This window comes from Rhizobium sp. FKL33 (assembly GCF_005222915.1).
Lineage (GTDB): Bacteria > Pseudomonadota > Alphaproteobacteria > Rhizobiales > Rhizobiaceae > Rhizobium_E.
Genome location: NZ_STFX01000031.1, coordinates 37701 through 58702 on the forward strand (window position 1 = coordinate 37701; position 21002 = coordinate 58702).

General features: G+C 64.0%; 17 protein-coding genes. 7 read left to right on the forward strand and 10 right to left on the reverse strand.

What is annotated here, in order from left to right; genetic code table 11:
• Positions 1-4: 4 nt before the first annotated feature.
• The 4 genes from E8Q41_RS18285 to trxA all read left to right on the forward strand — a co-directional run bounded on the left by E8Q41_RS18285 (position 5) and on the right by trxA (position 7886).
• Positions 5-748, forward strand: a complete 744-nt coding sequence (locus tag E8Q41_RS18285) for a nucleotidyltransferase family protein (protein ID WP_137156993.1) — start codon at positions 5-7, stop codon at positions 746-748.
• Between the two features lies 1 nt (position 749).
• Positions 750-3935 (forward strand): double-strand break repair protein AddB, encoded by a 3186-nt coding sequence (gene addB, locus E8Q41_RS18290; RefSeq protein WP_137156994.1) that lies wholly within the window; start codon positions 750-752, stop codon positions 3933-3935.
• On the forward strand, positions 3928-7470 hold the full coding sequence (addA, locus tag E8Q41_RS18295; protein WP_137156995.1) for a double-strand break repair helicase AddA: 3543 nt from the start codon (positions 3928-3930) through the stop codon (positions 7468-7470). Before addB ends, addA begins: the two co-directional genes overlap by 8 nt.
• 95 nt (positions 7471-7565) lie before the next feature.
• Positions 7566-7886: a thioredoxin gene (gene trxA, locus E8Q41_RS18300; protein WP_137156996.1), complete on the forward strand. Its 321-nt coding sequence runs from the start codon at positions 7566-7568 to the stop codon at positions 7884-7886.
• Positions 7887-7936: 50 nt separating this feature from the next.
• On the opposite strand, the gene E8Q41_RS18305 is transcribed toward trxA, so the two are convergent.
• The 9 genes from E8Q41_RS18305 to E8Q41_RS18345 all read right to left on the reverse strand — a co-directional run bounded on the left by E8Q41_RS18305 (position 7937) and on the right by E8Q41_RS18345 (position 16991).
• On the reverse strand, positions 7937-9277 hold the full coding sequence (locus E8Q41_RS18305; protein WP_137156997.1) for a folylpolyglutamate synthase/dihydrofolate synthase family protein: 1341 nt from the start codon (positions 9275-9277) through the stop codon (positions 7937-7939).
• Between the two features lie 21 nt (positions 9278-9298).
• Positions 9299-10177, reverse strand: coding sequence for an acetyl-CoA carboxylase, carboxyltransferase subunit beta (gene accD / locus E8Q41_RS18310; RefSeq protein WP_137156998.1), 879 nt, complete (start codon positions 10175-10177; stop codon positions 9299-9301).
• A 46-nt stretch (positions 10178-10223) separates the two neighbouring features.
• Entirely contained in the window at positions 10224-11063 is an 840-nt protein-coding gene (trpA, locus tag E8Q41_RS18315; protein WP_137156999.1) for a tryptophan synthase subunit alpha, read from the reverse strand.
• Between the two features lie 5 nt (positions 11064-11068).
• On the reverse strand, positions 11069-12289 hold the full coding sequence (trpB, locus tag E8Q41_RS18320) for a tryptophan synthase subunit beta (RefSeq protein WP_137157000.1): 1221 nt from the start codon (positions 12287-12289) through the stop codon (positions 11069-11071).
• Between the two features lie 11 nt (positions 12290-12300).
• Complete coding sequence (locus E8Q41_RS18325) at positions 12301-12954, reverse strand: phosphoribosylanthranilate isomerase (RefSeq protein ID WP_137157001.1); 654 nt, start codon at positions 12952-12954, stop codon at positions 12301-12303.
• Positions 12955-13029: 75 nt separating this feature from the next.
• Complete coding sequence (locus E8Q41_RS18330) at positions 13030-13788, reverse strand: M48 family metallopeptidase (RefSeq protein ID WP_137157002.1); 759 nt, start codon at positions 13786-13788, stop codon at positions 13030-13032.
• A gap of 82 nt (positions 13789-13870) precedes the next feature.
• The gene (locus tag E8Q41_RS18335) at positions 13871-14308 is read right to left on the reverse strand and encodes a DUF2852 domain-containing protein (RefSeq protein WP_137157003.1); all 438 of its coding nucleotides are present in this window, start codon (positions 14306-14308) and stop codon (positions 13871-13873) included.
• 162 nt (positions 14309-14470) lie between these two features.
• Positions 14471-15793, reverse strand: a complete 1323-nt coding sequence (gene phaZ / locus E8Q41_RS18340; protein WP_137157004.1) for a polyhydroxyalkanoate depolymerase — start codon at positions 15791-15793, stop codon at positions 14471-14473.
• Between the two features lie 175 nt (positions 15794-15968).
• Positions 15969-16991 (reverse strand): zinc-binding alcohol dehydrogenase family protein, encoded by a 1023-nt coding sequence (locus tag E8Q41_RS18345; RefSeq protein ID WP_137157005.1) that lies wholly within the window; start codon positions 16989-16991, stop codon positions 15969-15971.
• Positions 16992-17122: 131 nt separating this feature from the next.
• Between E8Q41_RS18345 and E8Q41_RS18350 the strand changes: the two genes are divergently transcribed.
• The 3 genes from E8Q41_RS18350 to E8Q41_RS18360 all read left to right on the forward strand — a co-directional run bounded on the left by E8Q41_RS18350 (position 17123) and on the right by E8Q41_RS18360 (position 19955).
• The gene (locus E8Q41_RS18350) at positions 17123-18004 is read left to right on the forward strand and encodes a GntR family transcriptional regulator (protein ID WP_137157006.1); all 882 of its coding nucleotides are present in this window, start codon (positions 17123-17125) and stop codon (positions 18002-18004) included.
• 8 nt (positions 18005-18012) lie between these two features.
• Positions 18013-19122, forward strand: coding sequence for a mannitol dehydrogenase family protein (locus E8Q41_RS18355; RefSeq protein WP_137157007.1), 1110 nt, complete (start codon positions 18013-18015; stop codon positions 19120-19122).
• A 245-nt stretch (positions 19123-19367) separates the two neighbouring features.
• On the forward strand, positions 19368-19955 hold the full coding sequence (locus E8Q41_RS18360; protein ID WP_137157008.1) for a nitroreductase family protein: 588 nt from the start codon (positions 19368-19370) through the stop codon (positions 19953-19955).
• A 172-nt stretch (positions 19956-20127) separates the two neighbouring features.
• On the opposite strand, the gene E8Q41_RS18365 is transcribed toward E8Q41_RS18360, so the two are convergent.
• Positions 20128-20985: a transglutaminase domain-containing protein gene (locus E8Q41_RS18365; RefSeq protein WP_137157009.1), complete on the reverse strand. Its 858-nt coding sequence runs from the start codon at positions 20983-20985 to the stop codon at positions 20128-20130.
• Positions 20986-21002 lie beyond the last annotated feature (17 nt).

The following is a 21002-nucleotide window of genomic DNA, read 5'->3' on the forward strand; positions in this document are numbered from 1 at the left end:
GATCATGACGATCGAAAACGCCATGGTGCTGGCGGCGGGGCTTGGAACCCGCATGCGCCCGATCACCGACACGATGCCGAAGCCGCTTGTGCCGATCGCCGGCAAGCCGCTGATCGACTATGCGCTCGATGCATTGAAAGAGGCCGGGGTGCGCCGGACCGTGGTCAATGTGCATTATCTCGCCGAGCAGATGGAGGCGCATCTCAGCGCTTATTCCGGGCTGGAGATCCTGATTTCGGATGAACGCGCCGCATTGCTGAATTCAGGCGGCGGGCTGGTCAAGGGCTTGAAATTGCTGCCCGAGGGGCTCGTCTATGTGATGAATGCCGATCTGTTCTGGGCCGGCGACGGCAAGGGCGAGACAGGCAATCTCGCTAGGCTGGCGCGCTTCTTCGACCCGGCGACCATGGACATGGCGATGCTGCTGGCGCCGACGGAAAAGGCGACCGGCCATGACGGCGGCGACGACTTCCGGCTGGTCGAGGGCGGCGAGTTGATCCGCGCCCGTGAGGCGACCGCTGAGACGGGCGGGCAAGGCGTGATCTATGCCGGCGCGATCGTGCTTAATTCCAGACTGTTCGCCGATGCGCCGGAGGGCGCCTTCAATCTCAACATCTATTTCGACCGGGCGATCAAGGCGGGCAGGCTGAAAGGCCTGCTGCTCGACGGCGACTGGGCGACCGCCGGCACGCCGGAAGCGATCGCGCCCGCCGAAGCCGTGGTGCTCCGCCATCGCGCGAGCGCGTGAGATGAGCGACCCCCGCGTCTTCACCATCCCGCCCGGCGCGCCATTTCTGAAGACGCTGGCGCGGGCGCTCGTCGAGGGACGGCTGGTCTCCTCCTTCCGGCTGACGCCGGAGGATCCGCTGTCGCTGTCTAGGGCCACGATCTATCTGCCGACGCGGCGCGCGGCCCGCGCGCTTCGGTCGGAATTCGTGGACCTGATGGCGGGCCGGGCGGCGATCCTGCCGGTCATCCGTCCGCTCGGCGAGATCGACGACGACGCCGGCTATTTCGACGAGACGCCGGATGCGGCGCTGGATCTCCTGCCGCCGATCTCGCCTGTTCGCCGGCTCATTGAATTATCTCGCCTGATTCTCGCCTGGCGAAACAAGCTGCCGGCGATGCTGCGCGACATCCATACCGATTCGCCGCTGGTGGCGCCGGCAAGCCCGGCCGACGCCATCTGGCTGGCCCGCAGCCTGGTGGAGCTGATCGACGCGATCGAGACCGAGGAAACCGGCTGGGATGGGCTCGACCGGATCGATCTCGGCGACCGCGCCATCTGGCAGCAGCTGACCGGCGAATTCCTGAAGATCGCCCGCACCTTCTGGCCGGAGCGGCTCTCCGAACTCAACCGCTCTTCCCCCGCCGCCCATCGCGCCGAGGCGATCCGGGCCGAGGCCCGCCGCTACATGCGCGAACAGACGCCGCATCCGGTGATCGTGGCGGGGTCTACCGGCTCGATCCCGGCGACCGCCGAGCTGATCGAGGCGATCCACGGGCTCGATTGCGGACGTGTCGTGCTGCCGGGTCTCGATCTCGACATGCCCGAGGCGCATTGGCGTCTGGCCGGCGCGATTGGGCCTGACGGCAAGAAGGACGGCGATCCGGCCAGCCGCAGCCATCCGCAATATGGGCTTCATCATCTGCTCGCCCGGCTGAAGACCGAGCGGCGCGACGTCGCGCCGCTGGCGCTGGAACAAGACGGACTGCGCCTGCGCGGCCGCGCCGTCAGCCAGGCTTTCACGCCAGCGGAAGCCGAAGCCAATCACCGCGCCTGGCGCGACGAGACCGGGGAGGCCGCGCTGGCCGAGGCTTTCGAAGACATGGCGCTGATCGAAGCGGCCAATGAGCGCGAAGAGGCGCTGGCCGCGGCGATCGCGCTCAAGCTGGCGCTGAACGCCACCGACGGCGCGGCCCGAACCCGGGCGGCGCTGGTGACGCCGGACCGCAATCTCGCCCGCCGCGTCGCCTCTGAACTCAAGCGCTTTGGCATCGAGGCCGACGATTCGGCGGGCGCGCCGCTGATGACCGCGCCGCAGGGAGCGCTGGCGCGGCTTGTGCTGGAAGCCACGCTTCGGCCCGGCGACCCCGCAGTGCTGATCAGCCTGCTCAAACATCCGATCATCCGGCTCGGCATGAACAGGGCGACGCTGGAAACCCACGTCAACCGGCTGGAACTGCTGACATTGCGCGGCGGCACCGCGCCCGCCAATCCCTCGGCGTTGACGCCGCGTGTCGCCGAGGCCATCGCAAAGCTGAAAGACAATCCGCACAAGACCCATTGGCAGCAGCATCTGCTGATCGAGGATCAGCTGGAGATGCTGATCACACTGTCGCGGCGGATCGAACAGGCGGTCGAGCCGCTGACCAAGATGGCGGCGCGCGACCACTTTGGTCGGCCGATCCAGCGCTATCCCCTGCCCGCCTGGGCGGAAGCGACGGGACAGACGCTCGAAGCCTTCTGTCTCGACGAGCGCGACAGTCTTGAAAGCCTGTGGTCGAGCGAAGCGGGCGTGACGCTGGCGCGGCTGCTGCGCGAATTGCAGGAAACCGGCGATGCGCTGGAGGCTGACGGGCCGCAATGGATCGACGCGCTGACGGCGCTGATCGCCGGGGTCGGCGTGAAGCCGAAGAGCAACGACCATCCGCGCGTGATGATCTGGGGCACGCTGGAAGCCCGCCTACTGGAGGTGGACACGCTGGTGCTCGGCGGTCTCAACGAAGGAATCTGGCCGGCGCAGACGGCGAACAATCCCTTCCTGTCTCGGATGATGAAGACCGAGATCGGGCTCGAACCGCCGGAGCGGCGCATCGGCCAGGCGGCGCATGATTTCGTGATGGGACTGGGCGCGCAGAAGGTGATCCTGACCCGCGCGCTGCGCCAGGGCGGCGCGCCCTCGGTCGCCTCGCGCTTTCTGCAACGCTTGCAATCGGCTGCAGGCCAAAGCGTGACCGAGGCGATGCGCCAGCGCGGCGACGAGTATCGGGCGCTGGCGGAATCGCTCGACTACGGCGACGAGCAGCCGTTCTCGCCGCGTCCCGAACCTTTTCCGCCGGCAGAGAAACAGCCGGAGCGCTATTCTTTCAGCGAGGCGGGCCGGCTGCGCCGCGATCCCTATCAGATCTATGCGCGGCGCATTCTCAAGCTCGATCCGCTGGAGCCGTTCAACCGCGAGCCGGCGGCTCTGGAGCGCGGCAATCTCTATCACGCCGTGGTCGAGCGCTTCGTCAAAGGCGGCTTTGACGCCCGCGCGCCCGGGGCCTTCGACATCATCTCAAGGCTTACAAGCGAAGTCTTTGCAGAAGCCGCTCTGCCCCCGCATGTGGAAGCCGTCTGGCGACCGCGCTTTCTGGAAGTGGCGCGAGAATTTCTGGCGCATGAGGCCGAGCGTCGGCCGCTGATCGACAAGTCCTTCGTGGAAATCCGCGGCGAGCACCATCTGCCGGGGCTGACCGTGTCGGGCCGCGCCGACCGTATCGATCTGCGCAAGGACGGTCGCGCCGACATTATCGATTACAAGACCGGGCTAGGTCCCTCGCCCAAGGAAGCGCGCACGCTGCTCGAGCCGCAGCTGGCGCTGGAGGCGGCGGTGCTGAAAGCGGGCGGCTTTGCCGACCTCAAGGCGCGTCAGGCGGAAGATCTGCTCTATGTGCGGCTCAGGCCCGGCCGGAACTTCAAGGTCGACTGCGTCAACAACGAGAAATCCACCAAAACCAAGCCGGAAGACCGGCGCTCGGCCGATGAGCTGGCCACCGAAGCGTTGTCGCAGCTCGCCAAGCTGACGGCGGCGCTGAAGACGGGCAAAGCCGGCTTCAAGTCCCGCGTCGCGCCGTTCCGCGACAGCGATCATGGCGGCGATTACGATCATCTCGCCCGGGTGGCCGAATGGTCTTCCGCCGACAGCGACGAGGAGGCCGGCGATGAGTGAGGCCGCGACGACAACGCCGCTTAGCGAAACGACGCTTCTCCAGAACGCCGCATCCTCGCCGGGCATGTCGGTCTGGGTGTCCGCCAATGCGGGATCCGGCAAGACGCATGTGCTGACCCAGCGCGTCATCCGGCTGATGCTGAACGGCACGCGGCCCTCCTCCATTCTCTGCCTGACCTACACCAAGGCGGCGGCGTCTGAAATGTCCAACCGCGTGTTCGAGAAACTGTCGCGCTGGACGGCGCTCGACGACGAGCAGCTGGCGCGCGACATCGCAGGGATGGAAGGCGAAGCGCCCAGCGCCTTCAAGCTGGCTGAAGCGCGCAAGCTCTTCGCCCGGGCGCTGGAATCGCCTGGCGGGCTGAAGATCCAGACCATTCACGCTTTCTGCGAATCGCTCTTGCACCAGTTTCCGCTGGAGGCGAATGTCGCCGGGCATTTCAGCGTGCTCGACGACAAGGCGGCGGCGAGCCTGCTGTCGGAGGCTCGGCGCTCGTTGTTGACGGCGACGCAGGCCGAGGGCGACGAAGCCCTCGCGCGGGCCTTTTATGACGCGCTCAGCATCGCCGACGAAACCGGCCTCGACCGGCTGCTGAACGACCTGATCCAGAACCGCACCGCCATCCGGCGCTTTCTCGCCGCCAGTCGCGAGCGCGGCTATGAAGCGGTTCTCGCCGAGGCGCTGGGGCTGGAACCGGGGGCGACTATTTCCTCGACGGCGGCCCGCGCCTGGCCGTTAGCCGGATTCTCGCCCGCGGATGCCATGGCCTATATCGATCTCGCCAATGACAAGGGCGGATCGAAAGCGCAGGGCTGCGCCTATGCGCTTGGGCTCGCCGCCCGCGAGGAAGACCCCGTCAAGCGGCTGATCACCCTGCGCGAGGGGCTGCTGAAGGCGACGGATGAAGCGCCCTATGCCGAAAGCACATACGCCAACAAGGACATGCGCAATCGCGACGCCGCGCTCATCGACCGGCTGATCGGCGCGACGGGGTGGCTGGCGCGGATTTGGCAGGACTACAAGACCGCGCGTCTCTATGAGGCGACGCTGTCGGCCTTGATCCTCGGCGAACGGCTGATCGAGAATTACGAGACGCTGAAGAAGGAGCGCAGCTTCCTCGATTTCGAGGACTTTATCACCCGCACTGAAGCGCTGCTGAAGAAAGAGGGCATCGGCCCCTGGGTGCATTACAAGCTCGACCAGGGCATCGACCATATTCTGGTGGACGAGGCGCAGGACACGAGCCCGACGCAATGGGAAATCATCCGCTCGCTGACCGAGGATTTCTTCGCCGGCGAAAGCGCACGTCGGCTGAACCGCACCATTTTTGTGGTCGGCGACGAGAAGCAGTCGATCTATTCTTTCCAGGGCGCGCGTCCCGAGCGCTTCGCCGAAGAGCGGAGCTTGACCAAACGCCGCGCGGAAGACGGCGAACGGGCCTTTCGTCCCATCAATCTGCATGTTTCCTTCCGCTCGACAGAGGATGTGCTGACGGCGGTGGACCGGGTGTTCGCCGACCCCGCCAATGCGCGGGGGCTGAGCGCGATGGGCGATCCTGTCGTGCATGTCTCCAACCGCATCGGCCAGGCGGGCCGGGTCGATCTCTGGGAGACGATTGCGGAGGAAACGAGCGCCGAAGAGGACGAAGACTGGCTTGCGCCCTTCGACCGCGTGGCCGAACGCTCGGCCGCAGCCGAACTCGCCCGGCGGGTGGCGGCCTCGATCGAGGCGATGGCGGGCAAGCAAACCGTGGTGGAGCGCGACGGCAGCGTGCGTCTCATTCGGCCGGGCGACATCTTGGTGCTGGTGCGCAAGCGCGACGCCTTTGCGCTGACTTTGTCGCGCGAATTGAAGAAGGGCGGCCGCGTGGCGGTGGCCGGCGCCGACCGGCTGGTGCTCTCCAGCCATATCGCCATCCAGGACCTGATGGCGCTCGGCCGCTTCCTCATTCTCACCGAGGATGATTTGTCGCTGGCGGCGCTGATCAAATCGCCGCTGATCAATCACGACGAAGACGCTCTCTATGAACTGGCGGCGGAGCGCAGCCCTGCGGAAAGCCTGTGGCAGAGACTGAACGCGCTGGCCGAGACGTCCTCGCGCTGGCGGGTGGTGCGCGACCGGCTGGATGGCTGGCGCAGGATGGCCTGTTCGCTGCGCCCGCATGATTTCTACGCCCGTCTCTTGGGTGCCGAGGGGGCGCGGCGGCTGTTCCTGGCCCGCTTCGGCGCCGAAGTCAGCGACGTGCTCGATGAATTTCTGAGCTTCGCGCTCGATCACGAACAGGCGGGACTGCCGGGGCTCGCCACCTTCCTCGCGACGATGGAGGAGGATTCCCCCGAGATCAAGCGCGAGCAGGACAAGGGCCGCGACGAAGTCCGCATCATGACCGTGCACGCCTCCAAGGGGCTGGAGGCGCCAGTGGTGTTCCTCGTCGACAGCGGCGGCAAGCCGTTCGACAAGACGCTGTTGCCGCGCATGCGCATCGTCGAGCGCAGCGAGGGCGGAACCAGCCTGCCGCTCTGGTATCCCAATCGCGATTTCCAGTGCCCCGTGATCACCGCCGACGAAGCCAGATTGGGCGCGGGCGCGGAAGAGGAATATCGCCGGCTGCTCTATGTCGGCATGACCCGGGCGTCCGACCGGCTGGTGTTGGCGAGCTATCGCAAGAAGCGGGAAAACGCCGGCACCTGGGCCGAGATCGTCCGGACCGCCCTGACGGCGGATGACAGCCATTGCCGGCCCGAAACCTTCCGGGCCGGACCGCTTGAATGGCAGGGTTGGACCTGGCGCAGGCATGCCGGCGGAGACGTCGAGGCGACGGTCGAGACCGGAAAGGCCGAGACGCGGCCGCTTGCGCCAAGAGAGCCGCCGCCGGGGCTTTATGCGCCGCTTCCGCCGCTTGCCGATCTGCCTCGGCCGCTCGCGCCGTCGGGCGCGCATGCGGTGATCGACGAGAGCGCCGGCGACGAGGTGGTGAAATCGCTGCTGTTCGACCCGAAACGCTCGGGCTCAGGCGCGCAGACACGCGGCAAGATCATGCACCGGCTGCTGCAGACGTTGCCCGAATTTGCGGAGATGGAAAGGGCTGATGCTGCGGAGCGCTATCTGTCGCGGGCCGCGCCGGATTGGAGCGAGGCGGAGCGGATGCGCATCGCCGTCCAGGCGCTCGACATTCTGGATGATCCCGATCTCACCTTCCTGCATCATGCCGACACCAAGGCCGAAGTGTCGATCATGGGCCAGATCAGCCTGAAGGGACGCGCCTTCGCCGTCTCGGGCCGGATCGACCGGATGGGGCGCGACGACAAGGGTGTGTTCATTCTCGATTACAAGACCAATCTGTCGCCGCCGGAGCGCCGGGAGGATATCCCCTTCGCCCATCGCGCCCAGCTCGCGCTCTATCGCTCGGTATTGGAATCCATTTTTCCGGGAGAAATCATCCGCTGCCTGCTGCTCTACACCGAAGGACCACAGCTTTATTCCCTGACGGAGGCCGAAGTTGAAAAAGCCCTGCTTGAAATTTCGGCCCGATGATTTAGGTCATTGAACCGATCCCGGCGCATGACCACATATGTGTCCGAACAAGCCTGGGCGGCCCGCAATGATCCGCCCCAAGAAGGAGATTTCCGATGGCCACCGTCAAAGTCGACGTGAACAATTTCCAGGAAGAAGTGCTCAACTCCGCCGAGCCTGTCGTGGTGGACTTCTGGGCCGAATGGTGCGGCCCGTGCAAGATGATCGCGCCGGCGCTCGAAGAACTCGCCTCGGAATATGCCGGCAAGGTAAAGATCGCCAAGCTGAACATCGACGACAATCCGCAGCTCGCCGCTCAGTTCGGCGTCCGCTCGATCCCGACGCTCGCGATGTTCAAGGCCGGTCAGGTCGCCGACATCAAGGTTGGCGCGTCGCCAAAGACCGCGCTCAGCGCCTGGATCTCCAGCGCCGCCTGATTTTGAAAATTCAGTGATGATGATGAAGCCCGGCCTCGCGCCGGGCTTTGTCATTCCGGCAGCGTGCCGTTGTCTTCGAGCACCGTGCCGGCGAAATAGAGCGAGCCGCCGATGAGAATGCGCGGCGGGACCGGATCTGTTTCCGTCTCGACGGCAATCTGGCTCAGCGCGGCTGCAGTGGAAGCGGCAGGCTCGGCGCGAAGACCGGCTTCGGCGGCGTCATGGGCGAGCGCGACGGGATCGAGGCCGGCGTCGGAACTTCGGATCGCCACGGTATAGACCTTGTGGGCGAGGCCTTCGAAAGCCTCGAAATAACCCTTGGGATCCTTGGTGTTGATCATGCCGGTGACGAGATAGAGCGGGCGTGGCTCGCGCTCCTCGAAGGACACCATGGCCTCGGCGACGGCGCGGCCGCCATGCGGATTGTGGCCGCCATCCAGCCAGATTTCCGCGCCCGGCGGGGCGAAGGGAATGAGATTGCCCGTCTTGAGGCGCTGCAGACGCGCCGGCCAGCTGACCGACTTCATCGCCTTGGCGACCATTTCTTCGCGGAGCGTAAAGCCGGCGCTTTTGACGGCGCGGATGGCGGCGGCGGCGTTGGCGATCTGGTGGCGGCCCGGCAGAGCCGGCAGCGGCAGATCCATCAGCCCATCCTCATCCTGATAAACGAGGCGACCATTCTCTTCGTAAGCCAGAAAATCCTGTCCATAGATGGCGGGGTCCACGCCGGCGCGTTCGGCCCGGTTGACCAGGACTTCGAGAGCGGCGGCGTCTTCCTGCTTGCCCAGCACCACGGGACGGCGGCGCTTGATGATGCCGGCCTTGGCGGCGGCGATCTGTTCGATCGTATCGCCGAGCCAGGCCTGATGATCGAGCGCGATCGGCATGATCAGCGACACAGCGGGATGATCGAAGACATTGGTGGCGTCGAATTCGCCGCCCAGGCCCACTTCGATCACGGCGGCGTCGGCCGGATGTTCGGAAAACAGGATGAAGATCACCGCCGTCAGCAATTCGAAGACGGTGATTGGCTGGCCGGCATTGACTTGCTCAGCGCGGAGAACGGCGTGCAGCAGCGCCTCGTCGGAAACCAGACGACCGCCGCCCGGCGCGCCGAGCCTGTAGCGCTCATGCCAGCGCACCAGATGCGGCGACGTGTGGACATGGCAGGCGAGGCCCGCCGCCTCGATCAGGGCGCGGCAAAAGGCGGTGGCGGAGCCTTTGCCGTTGGTGCCAGCGATGTGGATCACCGGCGGCAGCCTGTCCTGGGGTCGACCGAGATCGTCGAGAAGCCGGCGGATGCGATCCAGCGACAGATCGAAGCCGCGCGGATAGATGCCGAGCAGGCGTAGGATTTCCTGCTCAGCGCGGCTCGGTTGCGTCGCGGTCATGGCCCCTCCCCGGTCCGGATCTTATGCCGCTTCGGCGACGACGTCGGGAAGATTGAGCATCATGCGGGTCAGCCGCGCCAGCGTGTCCGGAATGTCGTGACGGCGGATGACCATGTCGACCATGCCGTGTTCGAGCAGATATTCCGAGGTCTGGAAGCCTTCCGGCAGCTTTTCGCGGATGGTCTGCTCGATGACGCGCTTGCCGGCGAAGCAGATTTCCGCGCCGGGTTCGGCAAGATGCACATCGCCGAGCATGGCGTAGGAGGCGGTGACGCCGCCGGTGGTGGGATTGGTCAGCACGACGAAATAGGGCAGACCGGCTTCCTTCAACATCTCCACCGCCACCGTGGTGCGCGGCAGTTGCATCAGCGACAGAATGCCTTCCTGCATGCGGGCTCCGCCCGAGGCCGGGAAGATCACCAGCGGGCAGCGCTCGGCAATGGCGCGCTCGAAGGCCTTGATGATGGCTTCGCCGGCGGCGAGGCCGAGCGAACCGCCCATGAAGGCGAATTCATGCACGACGCCCACCATCTTGACGCCGCGCACCTGGCCTACGCCGGCCAGGATCGTGTCTTCCTGGCTGGTCTTGGCGCGACCGTCCTTGAGGCGGTCGGCATATTTCTTGGAATCGCGGAATTTCAGCGGATCCTGCGGCACCTTGGGCTGCGGCAGCGCCTCGTAGCGACCATCGTCGAACAGGTCGACCAGACGTTCCTTAGCCGGCATCTTCATGTGATAGCCGGAATTGGGAATGACCCATTTGTTGGCTTCGAGATCCTTGTGGAAGACCATTTCGCCCGTCTCCGGGCATTTGATCCAGAGATTCTCTGGCACGTCGGCGGTGGGCCGGCCGAGCATGGAATTGATCTTCGGACGGACGAAATTGGTGATCCAGTTCATGGCTCAAACTCCTGACCGGGGGCGTTTCCGCCCCGATATGGCTGTTTTACTCGGCGGCTGCAAGACGCGCGGCGCGCACGCCGGTGGACAGGCCGTTGACGAAGGTGACGACTGCCTGGACCGTATCGGCCGTGGCGTGGCCTTCTTTGTCAAGCGAGGTCGCGACCTGGTTGATGATGGCGGTGCCGACCACGACGCCGTCGGCGGCCGCGCCGATCAGGCGGGCGTGTTCGGCGGTCTTGACGCCGAAGCCGACGCAAACCGGCAGATCGGTATGGCTCTTGATGCGGCGCACGGCGCCGGCGATCAGCGATGGATCGGGCAACGCAGACCCCGTGATGCCGTTCATCGAGACGTAGTAGACGAAGCCCGACGTATTGGTAAGCACCTTGGGCAGGCGGCGGTCGTCGGTAGTGGGCGTGGTCAGGCGGATGAAGTTGACGCCCTTGCGGATAGCCGGGATGCAGAGCTCGTCATCCATCTCGACCGGAAGATCGACGATGATCAGACCGTCGATGCCGGCGTCCACCGCGTCATCGAGGAAACGTTCGACGCCATAGATATAGATGGGATTGTAATAGCCCATCAGCACGATCGGCGTGGTCTGGTCGTTCTCGCGGAATTCGCGCGCCATCTGGATGGTCTTGGCGAGCGAATGACCGTTCTTCAGCGCCCGCTGACCGGCGAGCTGGATGGCCGGGCCATCCGCCATCGGATCGGAAAACGGCGCGCCGAGCTCGATAATGTCGGCGCCGGCGCCCGGCAGAGCCTTCATGATCTCGAGCGAGGTCTGGTAATCCGGATCACCCGCCATGAAATAGGTGACGAGCGCGGGCCGGCCTTCAGCCTTGAGGTCGGCGAATTTCTTGTCCATGCGTGCGGTCATCGCGATCAGAGCCCCATTCCCAAAATCTTGCCGACGGTAAAGATGTCCTTGTCGCCGCGGCCGCAAAGATTCATCAGAATGATCTCGTCCTTGCCCATTTTCGGCGCCCGCTTGATCACCTCGGCCAAAGCATGGCTGGGCTCGAGCGCCGGAATGATGCCTTCGGTGCGGGTCAGCATCTGGAAGGCGGCGAGCGCTTCATCGTCCATGATTGGCACATATTCGGCGCGGCCCATATCCTTGAGCCAGGAATGTTCGGGACCGATGCCGGGATAATCGAGGCCGGCGGAGATCGAGTGACCTTCCTTGATCTGGCCGTCGCCATCCTGCAGCAGATAGGTGCGGTTGCCATGCAGCACGCCCGGCGATCCGGCGGTGAGCGAGGCGCAATGTTCTTCTCCGTCCAGACCCTTGCCGCCGGCTTCGACGCCGACGATGCGGACCGACTTGTCGTCGAGGAAGGGATGGAAGAGGCCGATGGCGTTGGAGCCGCCGCCGACGGCCGCGACCAGCATGTCCGGCAGACGGCCTTCGGCGGCCAGCATCTGCTCGCGCGCCTCGCGGCCGATGACCGACTGGAATTCGCGCACCATTTCCGGATAAGGGTGCGGACCGGCGGCGGTGCCGATCATGTAATAAGTGTCGTCGACATTGGTGACCCAGTCGCGCAGCGCCTCGTTCATGGCGTCCTTCAGCGTGCCGTTGCCGGCGGTGACCGGGATCACTTCGGCGCCGAGCAGCTTCATGCGGAACACGTTGGGCGCCTGGCGCTCAACATCGGTTGCGCCCATATAGACGACGCAAGGCAGGCCGAAGCGGGCAGCGACCGTGGCCGAGGCGACCCCATGCTGGCCTGCGCCGGTTTCGGCGATGATGCGCGTCTTGCCCATGCGCTTGGCGAGCAGGATCTGGCCGATGCAATTGTTGATCTTGTGCGAACCGGTGTGGTTGAGCTCGTCGCGCTTGAAATAGATCTTGGCGCCGCCGAGTTCGGCCGTCAGGCGTTCGGCAAAATAGAGCGGGCTGGGACGGCCGATATAATGCGTGCCGAGATTGGCGAGTTCGGCCTGAAATTCGGGATCGGTCTTGGCCTTGTTCCACTCAGCCTGCAGATCGAGGATCAGCGGCATCAGGGTTTCGGCCACGAAGCGGCCGCCATAAATGCCGAAACGGCCGTCTTCGTCCGGTCCGGCGCGGTAGGAATTGGGCTTTGCGATCTCGTTCACGCGTTTTCTCCTCAGGCCGCCTGCGTCGCGCGACGCACAGCGGCGAAAAATTCGTCCATTTTCGCCAAGTCCTTGACGCCGGGCGCCGATTCCACGCCCGATGACACGTCGATCCCCCGGGGACGGGCGATGCGGATGGCCTCGCCGACATTGTCCTTCGTCAAGCCGCCGGACAGCATGTAATCCACCGAAGGATCGAGCGCTGTCAGCAACGACCAGTCGAAGCTGACGCCGTTGCCGCCGGGAAGCTCGGAGCCCTTGGGCGGCTTGGCGTCGAACAGATAGCGGTTGGCGAGACCGTCGTAGGGCTCGATCCGCGCCAGATCTTCCGACGTCGACACCGACAAGGCCTTCATGACAGGCAGACCCGTCATGGCTTTTACGGTGAGAACCCGGTCAGGGCTCTCCGTTCCATGCAATTGCAGAATGTCGGGCTTGATCATGGCGATCAGTTCGTCGAGATCGTCGTCATCGGCATTGACCGACACCGAGACGATCTTGGCGCGGCCGCGGACGCGATCGGCCAGACGGCCGGCGTCGGCGGGCTCGATATGACGCGGGCTCTTCTCGAAAAAGATGAACCCGATATGGGTCGCGCCCAGTCGGACGGCGTGATCCACAGCCTCTTCGGTCTTCAATCCGCAGATTTTGATGTCGAGTTTCATCCGGCCCAACTCGCATGAAATGGAGTAAGAGTCGAGCCGTTTTTACGCCATCTCCGCGCCGAGAATGCGGCGCACTCAGCCGAAATCATGCACATGCAGCATGGCGCCGTTGCGCTTCAGCCAGTGCCGCGCCTCGTCCATGCGCGGGCAGAGGCGGGCGCAAACAGCCCAGAAGCGATCGGAATGGTTCATCTCCTTGAGATGGGCGACTTCATGGGCGGCGAGATAGTCGAGCACGTAAGGCGGCGCCATGATGATGCGCCAGGAAAAGCTGAGCGCGCCGTCATGCGAGCAGGAGCCCCAGCGGCTCTTGGTGTCCTTGAGCGTGATGCTCTTGATCGTCGCGCCGACTGCGGCGGCGTGGGCCTGGGATCGCGCTTCGAGATCCTTGCGCGCCTCGGCCTTGAGATAATCCTTGAGCCGGCGGGCGAGGTGATCCTCGGCGCCGCCGACGCGGATCACCGCTTCACCGTCGACGTCCGCAGTCTGGGTCAGGCCCCGCAGGAGACCGGTGCGCTCGATGCGATGGGCGACGCCGCGCAGATGCAGGTACCGGCCTTCGGTCAAGGCGTTGGAGCGCGGGAACCGGGCCAGCCGCGTCATCAGCCAGCCTTCGTGGCGGGCCAGGAAATCGTCGATCTCGCGCGCCTTCAGTCCAAACGGCACCGTCAGCTTCAGCGCCTGGCCGCCCGGTTCGATGCGCAGCGTGATGCGGCGGGCGCGCCGGTCAGGTTTGACGGTGAGCGGCAGGGAGCGGCCCGCGACTTCATGGGTGCGGGTGGACGGCGCATTGGGACGCTCGGGTTTCTGCAGGAAGGAAAGCCGCGACAACATGACATGAGGTCTAGCAGATTCACGCGTCAAAACAAAAGCCGGCGCGAGGGGCGCCGGCTCGATTTATCGAGATGTTCGCGGGTTAGGCGGGAAAGCCCTGATCCGGCGTATCGACCTGGTTAAGGCGCGCCTCGCGGTCGCGCATGAAACGGTCGAACTCTTCCTGATCCCGGGCGCGGCGCAATTCGCGCATATAGGAGTCGAACTCCGCGCGCATTTCGTCGAGCTTGCGGCGCTCTTCCTCGATGCGGTCCAGTTCGGCCTTGCGCCAGTCTTCAAAGGCCATGTTGCCAGAGGCGAACTGGAAGCCCTTGTCGCGCCAGCGACCGGAACGGCAGGCGCGGGCGAAACCGTCGACACGCGCATTGGCGTCGCGCTTGAAGGCGCTGAGACGATCGCCGAACAGGATATATGCCAGCATGGCCAATCCAAGCGGCCAGAACACGACGAAGCCGAGAACCATCAGGGCGATGGTGGCCGGCGTCCATTCGGGCCGTATGAGAGGGGCGGTGCGGTACATGGTGTCGTTTCCTCACGTTTGCCTGGCCCGCAAAAGCGCGGACCATTGCAATCGATGTGGGAAAGGACGCGCCGCATTCAAGCAGATCTGCGTCGAAATCGGACAAGAGCCTGAAACGTCATGCGTTTTTCAACGCCTGCTTAAACACGCTAAACGCGAAACTCAGGCCTTGGGCTGGGACTGAGCGCCCCGGCGCGGCAGCCTGAGCTTCGGCGTGGACGATTTCGCCGGCGAATTGGAATTGACCGCTTCGGTCCTTGCGCCATGTTCGCGCATGAAGGAGACGATGCGCGGCACGATTTCCTTGCGGAAGCGCGAGCCGTTGAACACGCCGTAATGGCCGACATCGGGCTGAACATAATGGCCGCGCTTGCCGTCCGCCAGCGACGAGCAGAGCGTCTGCGCCGCATGCGTCTGTCCGACGCCGGAGATATCGTCGTTTTCGCCTTCGACAGTGAGGAGCGCGGTGCGGCGGATCTTGGAGCAATCAACGCGAGAGCCGCGATGCATCATATCGCCCTTGGGCAGGGAGTGCTTGATGAAAACGGTGTCGACGGTCTGCAGATAGAATTCTGCAGTCAGATCCATCACCGCCAGATATTCGTCGTAGAAATCGCGGTGCTTGTCGGCGGAATCGCCGTCATTCTTGACGAGATGGAAGAAGAAATCCTTATGCGCGATCATGTGGCGATCGAGATTCATCGACATGAAGCCCGACAGCTGCAGGAAGCCGGGATAGACGTTGCGCATGAAGCCCGGCTGCGGCCAAGGCACCTGCATCACGACATTGTCGGCGAACCAGCTGAGCGGCTTGTCCTGCGCGAGCTGGTTGACGGCGGTGGGATTGATGCGCGTGTCGATCGGGCCGCCCATCAGCGTCATCGAGGCGGGCGCGAAGGGATCCTTGTCTTCTTCCATCCGCGCCACGGCGGCGAGCACCGGCACCGAGGGCTGGCACACGGCGAGCACATGCGTGTCTTCGCCGAGGAACCTGATCATCTCGATGACATAATCGATATAGTCGTCGAGATCGAAGGAGCCCTCGCTCAAGGGCACCATGCGGGCGTCTTTCCAATCGGTGATGTAAATGTCGGCATGCGGAAGCAGCGCTTCCACGGTTCCGCGCAGCAGCGTCGCGTAATGGCCCGACATCGGCGCGACGATCAAGAGCTTGGGATCGCGGCCATGGCCCGATGGCAACACGCGCTGAAAATGCAGGAGATCGCAGAACGGCTTGGACAGCGCGATCTGTTCATGCACCGAAACCGGCTTGCCTGAGATCGTCGTGGTCGGGAGATCAAAGGAAGGCTTGCCGTATCGCCGGGTGGCGCGTTCGAACACTTCGAGACCGGCGGCCATCGACCGGCCGAGCGCAGTGTAAGAGAGCGGATTGAACGGATTGGCGTAGGCGATGCGCATCGATTCGGCCGTTGCCCGGGCCGGCGCCATCGCGGCATGGCCCAATTCGTAGAAATGATAGAACATGTAAAACCTGCACCTCTTCCCGGGCGGAACCGCCGGTCAACCATTCTAATTCGTGATGGACACTAACAGTTCCGGCTTAATGGACAAGAAACGCGATCGCGCCAAGTCGATCGAATTCATCACATCTGGTGACGAATTGCGGAAAACAGGCCATCCGCGTGATGACTGTCGCCGATCAGCCTTGCGCCTGGATGACCGCCTTGATGAGCCCGGATTTCTGATGCGCCCAGCGCGGCAGATCCGTGATCGCGCCTGAAAAATCGGTGCGATGGGTGATCAGTTGATCGGTGTCGATGGCGCCGCTGCGGATCGAGGCGATGACATGGTCGAAATCGGCCTTCTGGGCGTTGCGGCTGCCGATGATCGACATTTCCCGCTTGTGGAACTCCGGATCGGCGAAGCTGATATCGTCCTTGACCACGCTGACATAGACGAGAACGCCGCCATGGGCGACGAAGGGCAACGCCGCCATCATCGAGGCCGCATTGCCGGTGGCGTCGAACACCGCCTCGAAGCCTTCGCCTTCGGTGATGGTCTTGGCCTGATCGAGCGCGGACGGGCCGACCGTGATGGAGGAGGCGAGACCGAAGCGGCCATTCGCTTCCGCGAGGCGTTCCTCGCTCAGATCCATCAGCGTCACCTTGAAGCCGGCGATGCGGGCAAACAGCGCAGTTCCCAACCCAATGGGACCGGCGCCGACCACGAGCGCGCGAGCGCCCGGTTCGACCGATCCGGCCCGACGCACCGCATGGGCGCCGATGGCGAGAAACTCGACCGTGGCGGCCTGCTCCGGAGACAGGCCCTTCGCCGGATAAACATTGACAGACGGCACGATGATCTCTTCGCAAAAGGCGCCGTCGCGATGGACGCCGAGCACCTCGATCGCCATGCAGCAATTCGGTTTTCCGCGCCGGCAGGCGAAGCAGCGGCCGCAGGCGATGTAGGGATTGACGGCGACGAGATCGCCCGGCTCAAGACCGGAGCCGACAGGCGCCTCCAGCACATGGGCGGAGATCTCGTGACCCATGACGCGAGGATAGGCGAGGAAGGGATGCTTGCCTTCATAGATGTGATAATCGGTGCCGCAGATGCCGATATGGCTGACCTTGAGCCTGACGTCTTCGGCCTTGGCAGGCTGAGGCGCCGCGCGCTCCACCAATTCGAGTCGGCCGGGCTCGGCGCACAGGATCGCTTTCATGTTCTTCCCTCCCCTCGCCGCTTCCTCGCGCGGCGTCATGCGAATTGCTTTTGTCTTTTATCTACAATATACAGATTGCGCAATGGGAGGACAGTCGCCGCTCGAGGCGACAATTGCGAATGGGAGGGCGCATGGCGCGGCAGAACACGCTGTTCAAGGAAGCCTATAACAGGTGCCTGAGCGACATCGAGGAGCAGGCCAACCTGCCCTCGGAGCCGGAACTCGGCGAGAAATACGGCATCAGCCGCACCACGGTCAGGGCGATCCTGGGGCGAATGCGCGACAGCGGCCTGATCGTGTGGGACAAGCGCAACAAGATCGTGCTCCGGCCGCCCAAGGACGAGGACTTCTTTCCCGACGAAGAAACCAATTCGCTGAACGAGATCATCGAGCGCGCCTTCATGAAGCGCATCCTGACCGGCGAAGCGAGCCCGGGGACCCAGATCAGCGAGGCGGAAATCGCCCGCGAGGTGGGAGCCGGCACGACCAGCGTGCGGGAATTCCTGATCCGATTCTCGCGCTTCGGCCTGATCGAGAAGCGGCCCAACAGCCATTGGGTGCTCAAGGGTTTCACGCTGAATTTCGCGCTCGAACTCAGCGAAGTGCGGGAAATGTTCGAATTCAAATCGGCCGCCGCCTTCGCCCATCTTCCGGAGGACCACCCGGCCTGGGCCGAGCTCGATGCGATCGAAGAGGAGCATCACGCCCTGCTCGCCGTGATCGAAGACCGGTTCCTGGATTTCTCGGCGCTCGACGAGCGCTTTCACCTTCTCGTGCATCGCGCCTCGGGAAACCGGTTCGTCATCGATTTCCACGACGTGATCGCCTTCATCTTCCACTATCACTATCAGTGGAACAAGACGCATGCCCGGGCTCGCAACGAGCGGGCGCTGCGCGAACATCTCGACTATATATCCGCACTCCGGTCGCGGGATCTCGCCCGCATCGACGCCGCCTGCCGGACCCATCTCGCATCGGCGCGTGAAACGCTGATCGCCTCCGTTCCCCATTGAGACCCATCATGACAACCCCCATTCTTCAATTCGGCACCAGCCGTTTTCTGCAGGCCCATGCCGATCTGTTCGTCAGCGAAGCGCTCGAGCGCGGCGAGGCGCTGGGCCCGATCACCATCGTCCAGACGACGCGATCGGGCGAACGCAGCCGGCGGCTGACGGCGCTCGCGGCGCCCGAGGGATTTCCCGTGCGCATCCGCGGACTAAAAGACGGCGCGGTGATTGATGAGGCCAGGCGGATCACCTCCGTCAAGAAGGCGTTGTCGATCCATGAAGACTGGACCGAGACCGCACGAATTTTCTCTAAGGAAGCGCAGGCGGTTATCTGCAATACCGGCGACGCCGGCTACGACATCTCCGCCGAGACCGAGGCGCTGCCAGTCGGGATTCCCGAAAGCTTTCCCGGCAAACTGACCAAGCTACTGCTCGATCGTTTCGAAAAGTGCGGAACGCCGCTGACCATTCTCCCGGCCGAACTGATCTCGCGCAATGGCGATGCGCTGAAGGCGATCGTGACCGGGCTCGCGGCGCGCTGGAAATTGCCGCAGGCATTCCGCGACTGGCTTGAGGGCGAGGTGATCTTCTCCAACACGCTGGTCGATCGCATCGTCTCCGAGCCGATCAAGCCGGCCGGCGCCGTGGCCGAGCCCTATGCGCTCTGGGCGATCGAAACGCGGCCGGGCCAGACGCTGCCGTGCAGACATCCCGACATCGTGGCGGCTGCGGATATCTCATCCTATGAACGGCTGAAGCTGTTCATTCTCAATCTCGGACACACGGCGATGACCGAGAAGTGGCTGGCCTCAGACCTGCCCCGCGACATGGTGGTGCGGGATCTCTTGGCGCGGCCCGACTATCTCGACTTTCTCGAACGGCTCTATGCCGAGGAGATCATTCCCGGCTTTGCCCATCGCGGCATGAAGAGCGAGGCGGAAGCCTATGCCCGCCAGACGATCGAGCGCTTCCGCAATCCCTTCCTCGATCACCGGCTCTCCGATATTGCCCAGAACCACATTGAAAAGATCCGTCGACGCGCCGGTGGTTTTCTGGAATGGACCGGGGTCGACGCGCCTGCTCTCGAAAATATGATCCGAAAAGCCGACCAAAACGTTCAATAAATGCTGCGTCGCCCGTTCGGGCTGTTGAAGTTTTTCGCCGGCTCGACTCTTATCGCAGCCGCATCAGGGACATCCCTCGCCTCGGGCTTTCGGTAAGGCGCAGGGACTGTCGCATGCGGCTGCGCGTCATCCTCCCAGGGATTTGAACCCGACGCGCGAGCCGCACGACACAAGGCCCGCTGCGAGTGTCAACGCTTCGCCGCGCTCTGGTTTGGGCGCGGCAGAAATTTCGATAAGGAATAGATATGTCCGACAGCCGCCACGCCGATCATCCGGCCTCTTCGATCTTCGTCGATCGCTGGTCCCCCCGCTCCTTCACCGGCGAAGCTCTGCCGGAAGCGGCGCTGCTGACCATTCTCGAAGCCGCCCGCTGGACGCCCTCGGCCAGCAACACCCAGCCCTGGCGCTTCGTCTATGGCGTCAACGGCACGCCGGAATTCGACAAGCTCGTCTCGGTGCTGATGGGCTTCAACCAGGTCTGGGCGCCGAAGGCCGGCGCGCTGCTGCTGGTCGTCTCCAAGACGCAGACCGTCAGCGCCGACGGCGCCGTCAGCCCGCTGCGCTGGCATTCCTATGACGCCGGCGCCGCCGCACTCGCCATCGCGCTGCAGGCCGAGGCGCTCGGCTATCACGCCCATTCCATGGGCGGCGTCGAGGGCGAGAAGGCCAAGGAGGTCTTCTCCATTCCCGAAGGCTACAAGGTGGAAAGCGCCATCGCCATCGGCAAGCTCGGCCCCAAGGAGGCGCTGCCGGAGAAACTGCAGGAACGCGAAGTGAAGAGCGATCGCTTGCCCATCTCCGAATTTGCCTTCAAGGGCGAATTCAAGGCTTAAGAAAGCCTGAATGTTTCACGTGAATCACGAGAAAACGCCGGGGATAACCCGGCGTTTTCTGCTTTGCCGGAGAGCGCCGGAAGGGGAAACACCGACTTTGACTTGAACCGGCGCGCAGACCGGCTCGACAGCCAATTCATCTTTCCGGCGGCGCACGGTTCCATCGATTATGTCAGGCGCCGATCAACACCTCGACGGGTTCTCCTCTCGGAAAGCTTACGACCTTCTTCGGCAAAGACCAGTCAGTAACGGATCGCGGTTCCCCGACACCGGCGACATGCGCATATGCGAGCCGTGCGGCCAGTTGGTCGAAGGTCTTATGCCCCTCTTGCGGCCACGAGCGAGAATGTCTGGAAAGATCCGCAGACAGACCCCAATAGTCCCATGGTTTCAGCTCCAATTTGCGTAGCGCCGCCATCTGCCGATACAAGCTGCCCGCGACGAACCAGTCGCCGGCAAGACCAAGACTCGAGACCCCCAACTGCGAGGCAATCCCCGGCTCGTCCTTCAATCGGCGCCATGCCTCGTCCGCAGTCATGAACCGCTCGCCAGGCACGTCCTGGGCATCGAAAGGAATTTCCTCAAGACCGGCGAATTCGACGTCGAGCCGCTTCCACCGCCCGCCGTCGCGCCATTCGCAAAGCCAGTGATCCTCCCAGTAGCCAGGCGCAAGATAGTCGGCGAACCCGACGCACAAGCGAGCCGGCACGCCGCCGAGGCGAAATCTGCTCACGGCTAGAAGAGCGAAATCGCGGCATAGACCGCCGACTTTCCGCTGCGGCGTTTCACCGTCAAGCAGATGTCTTTTGGCGGCCTCAGACAAAAGCTCCGCCACGGAGCGAAGCTCCAGATCGGCTACCTGTTCGGGTTGGAACCCCCGCTGCCTCGATTCGGGTCCACGAGGATGCTGCATCCAGGAATTGATCCACCGGGCGATCGTCTTTGGCTGTTCGCCGGCTCGCATCAGGGTTTCACGATAGGGCCCGGGATCCGAGTAAAGGCTCTGGGACGCATAGAAGGATGTGTGCATGACTGTCTCTTTCCGGT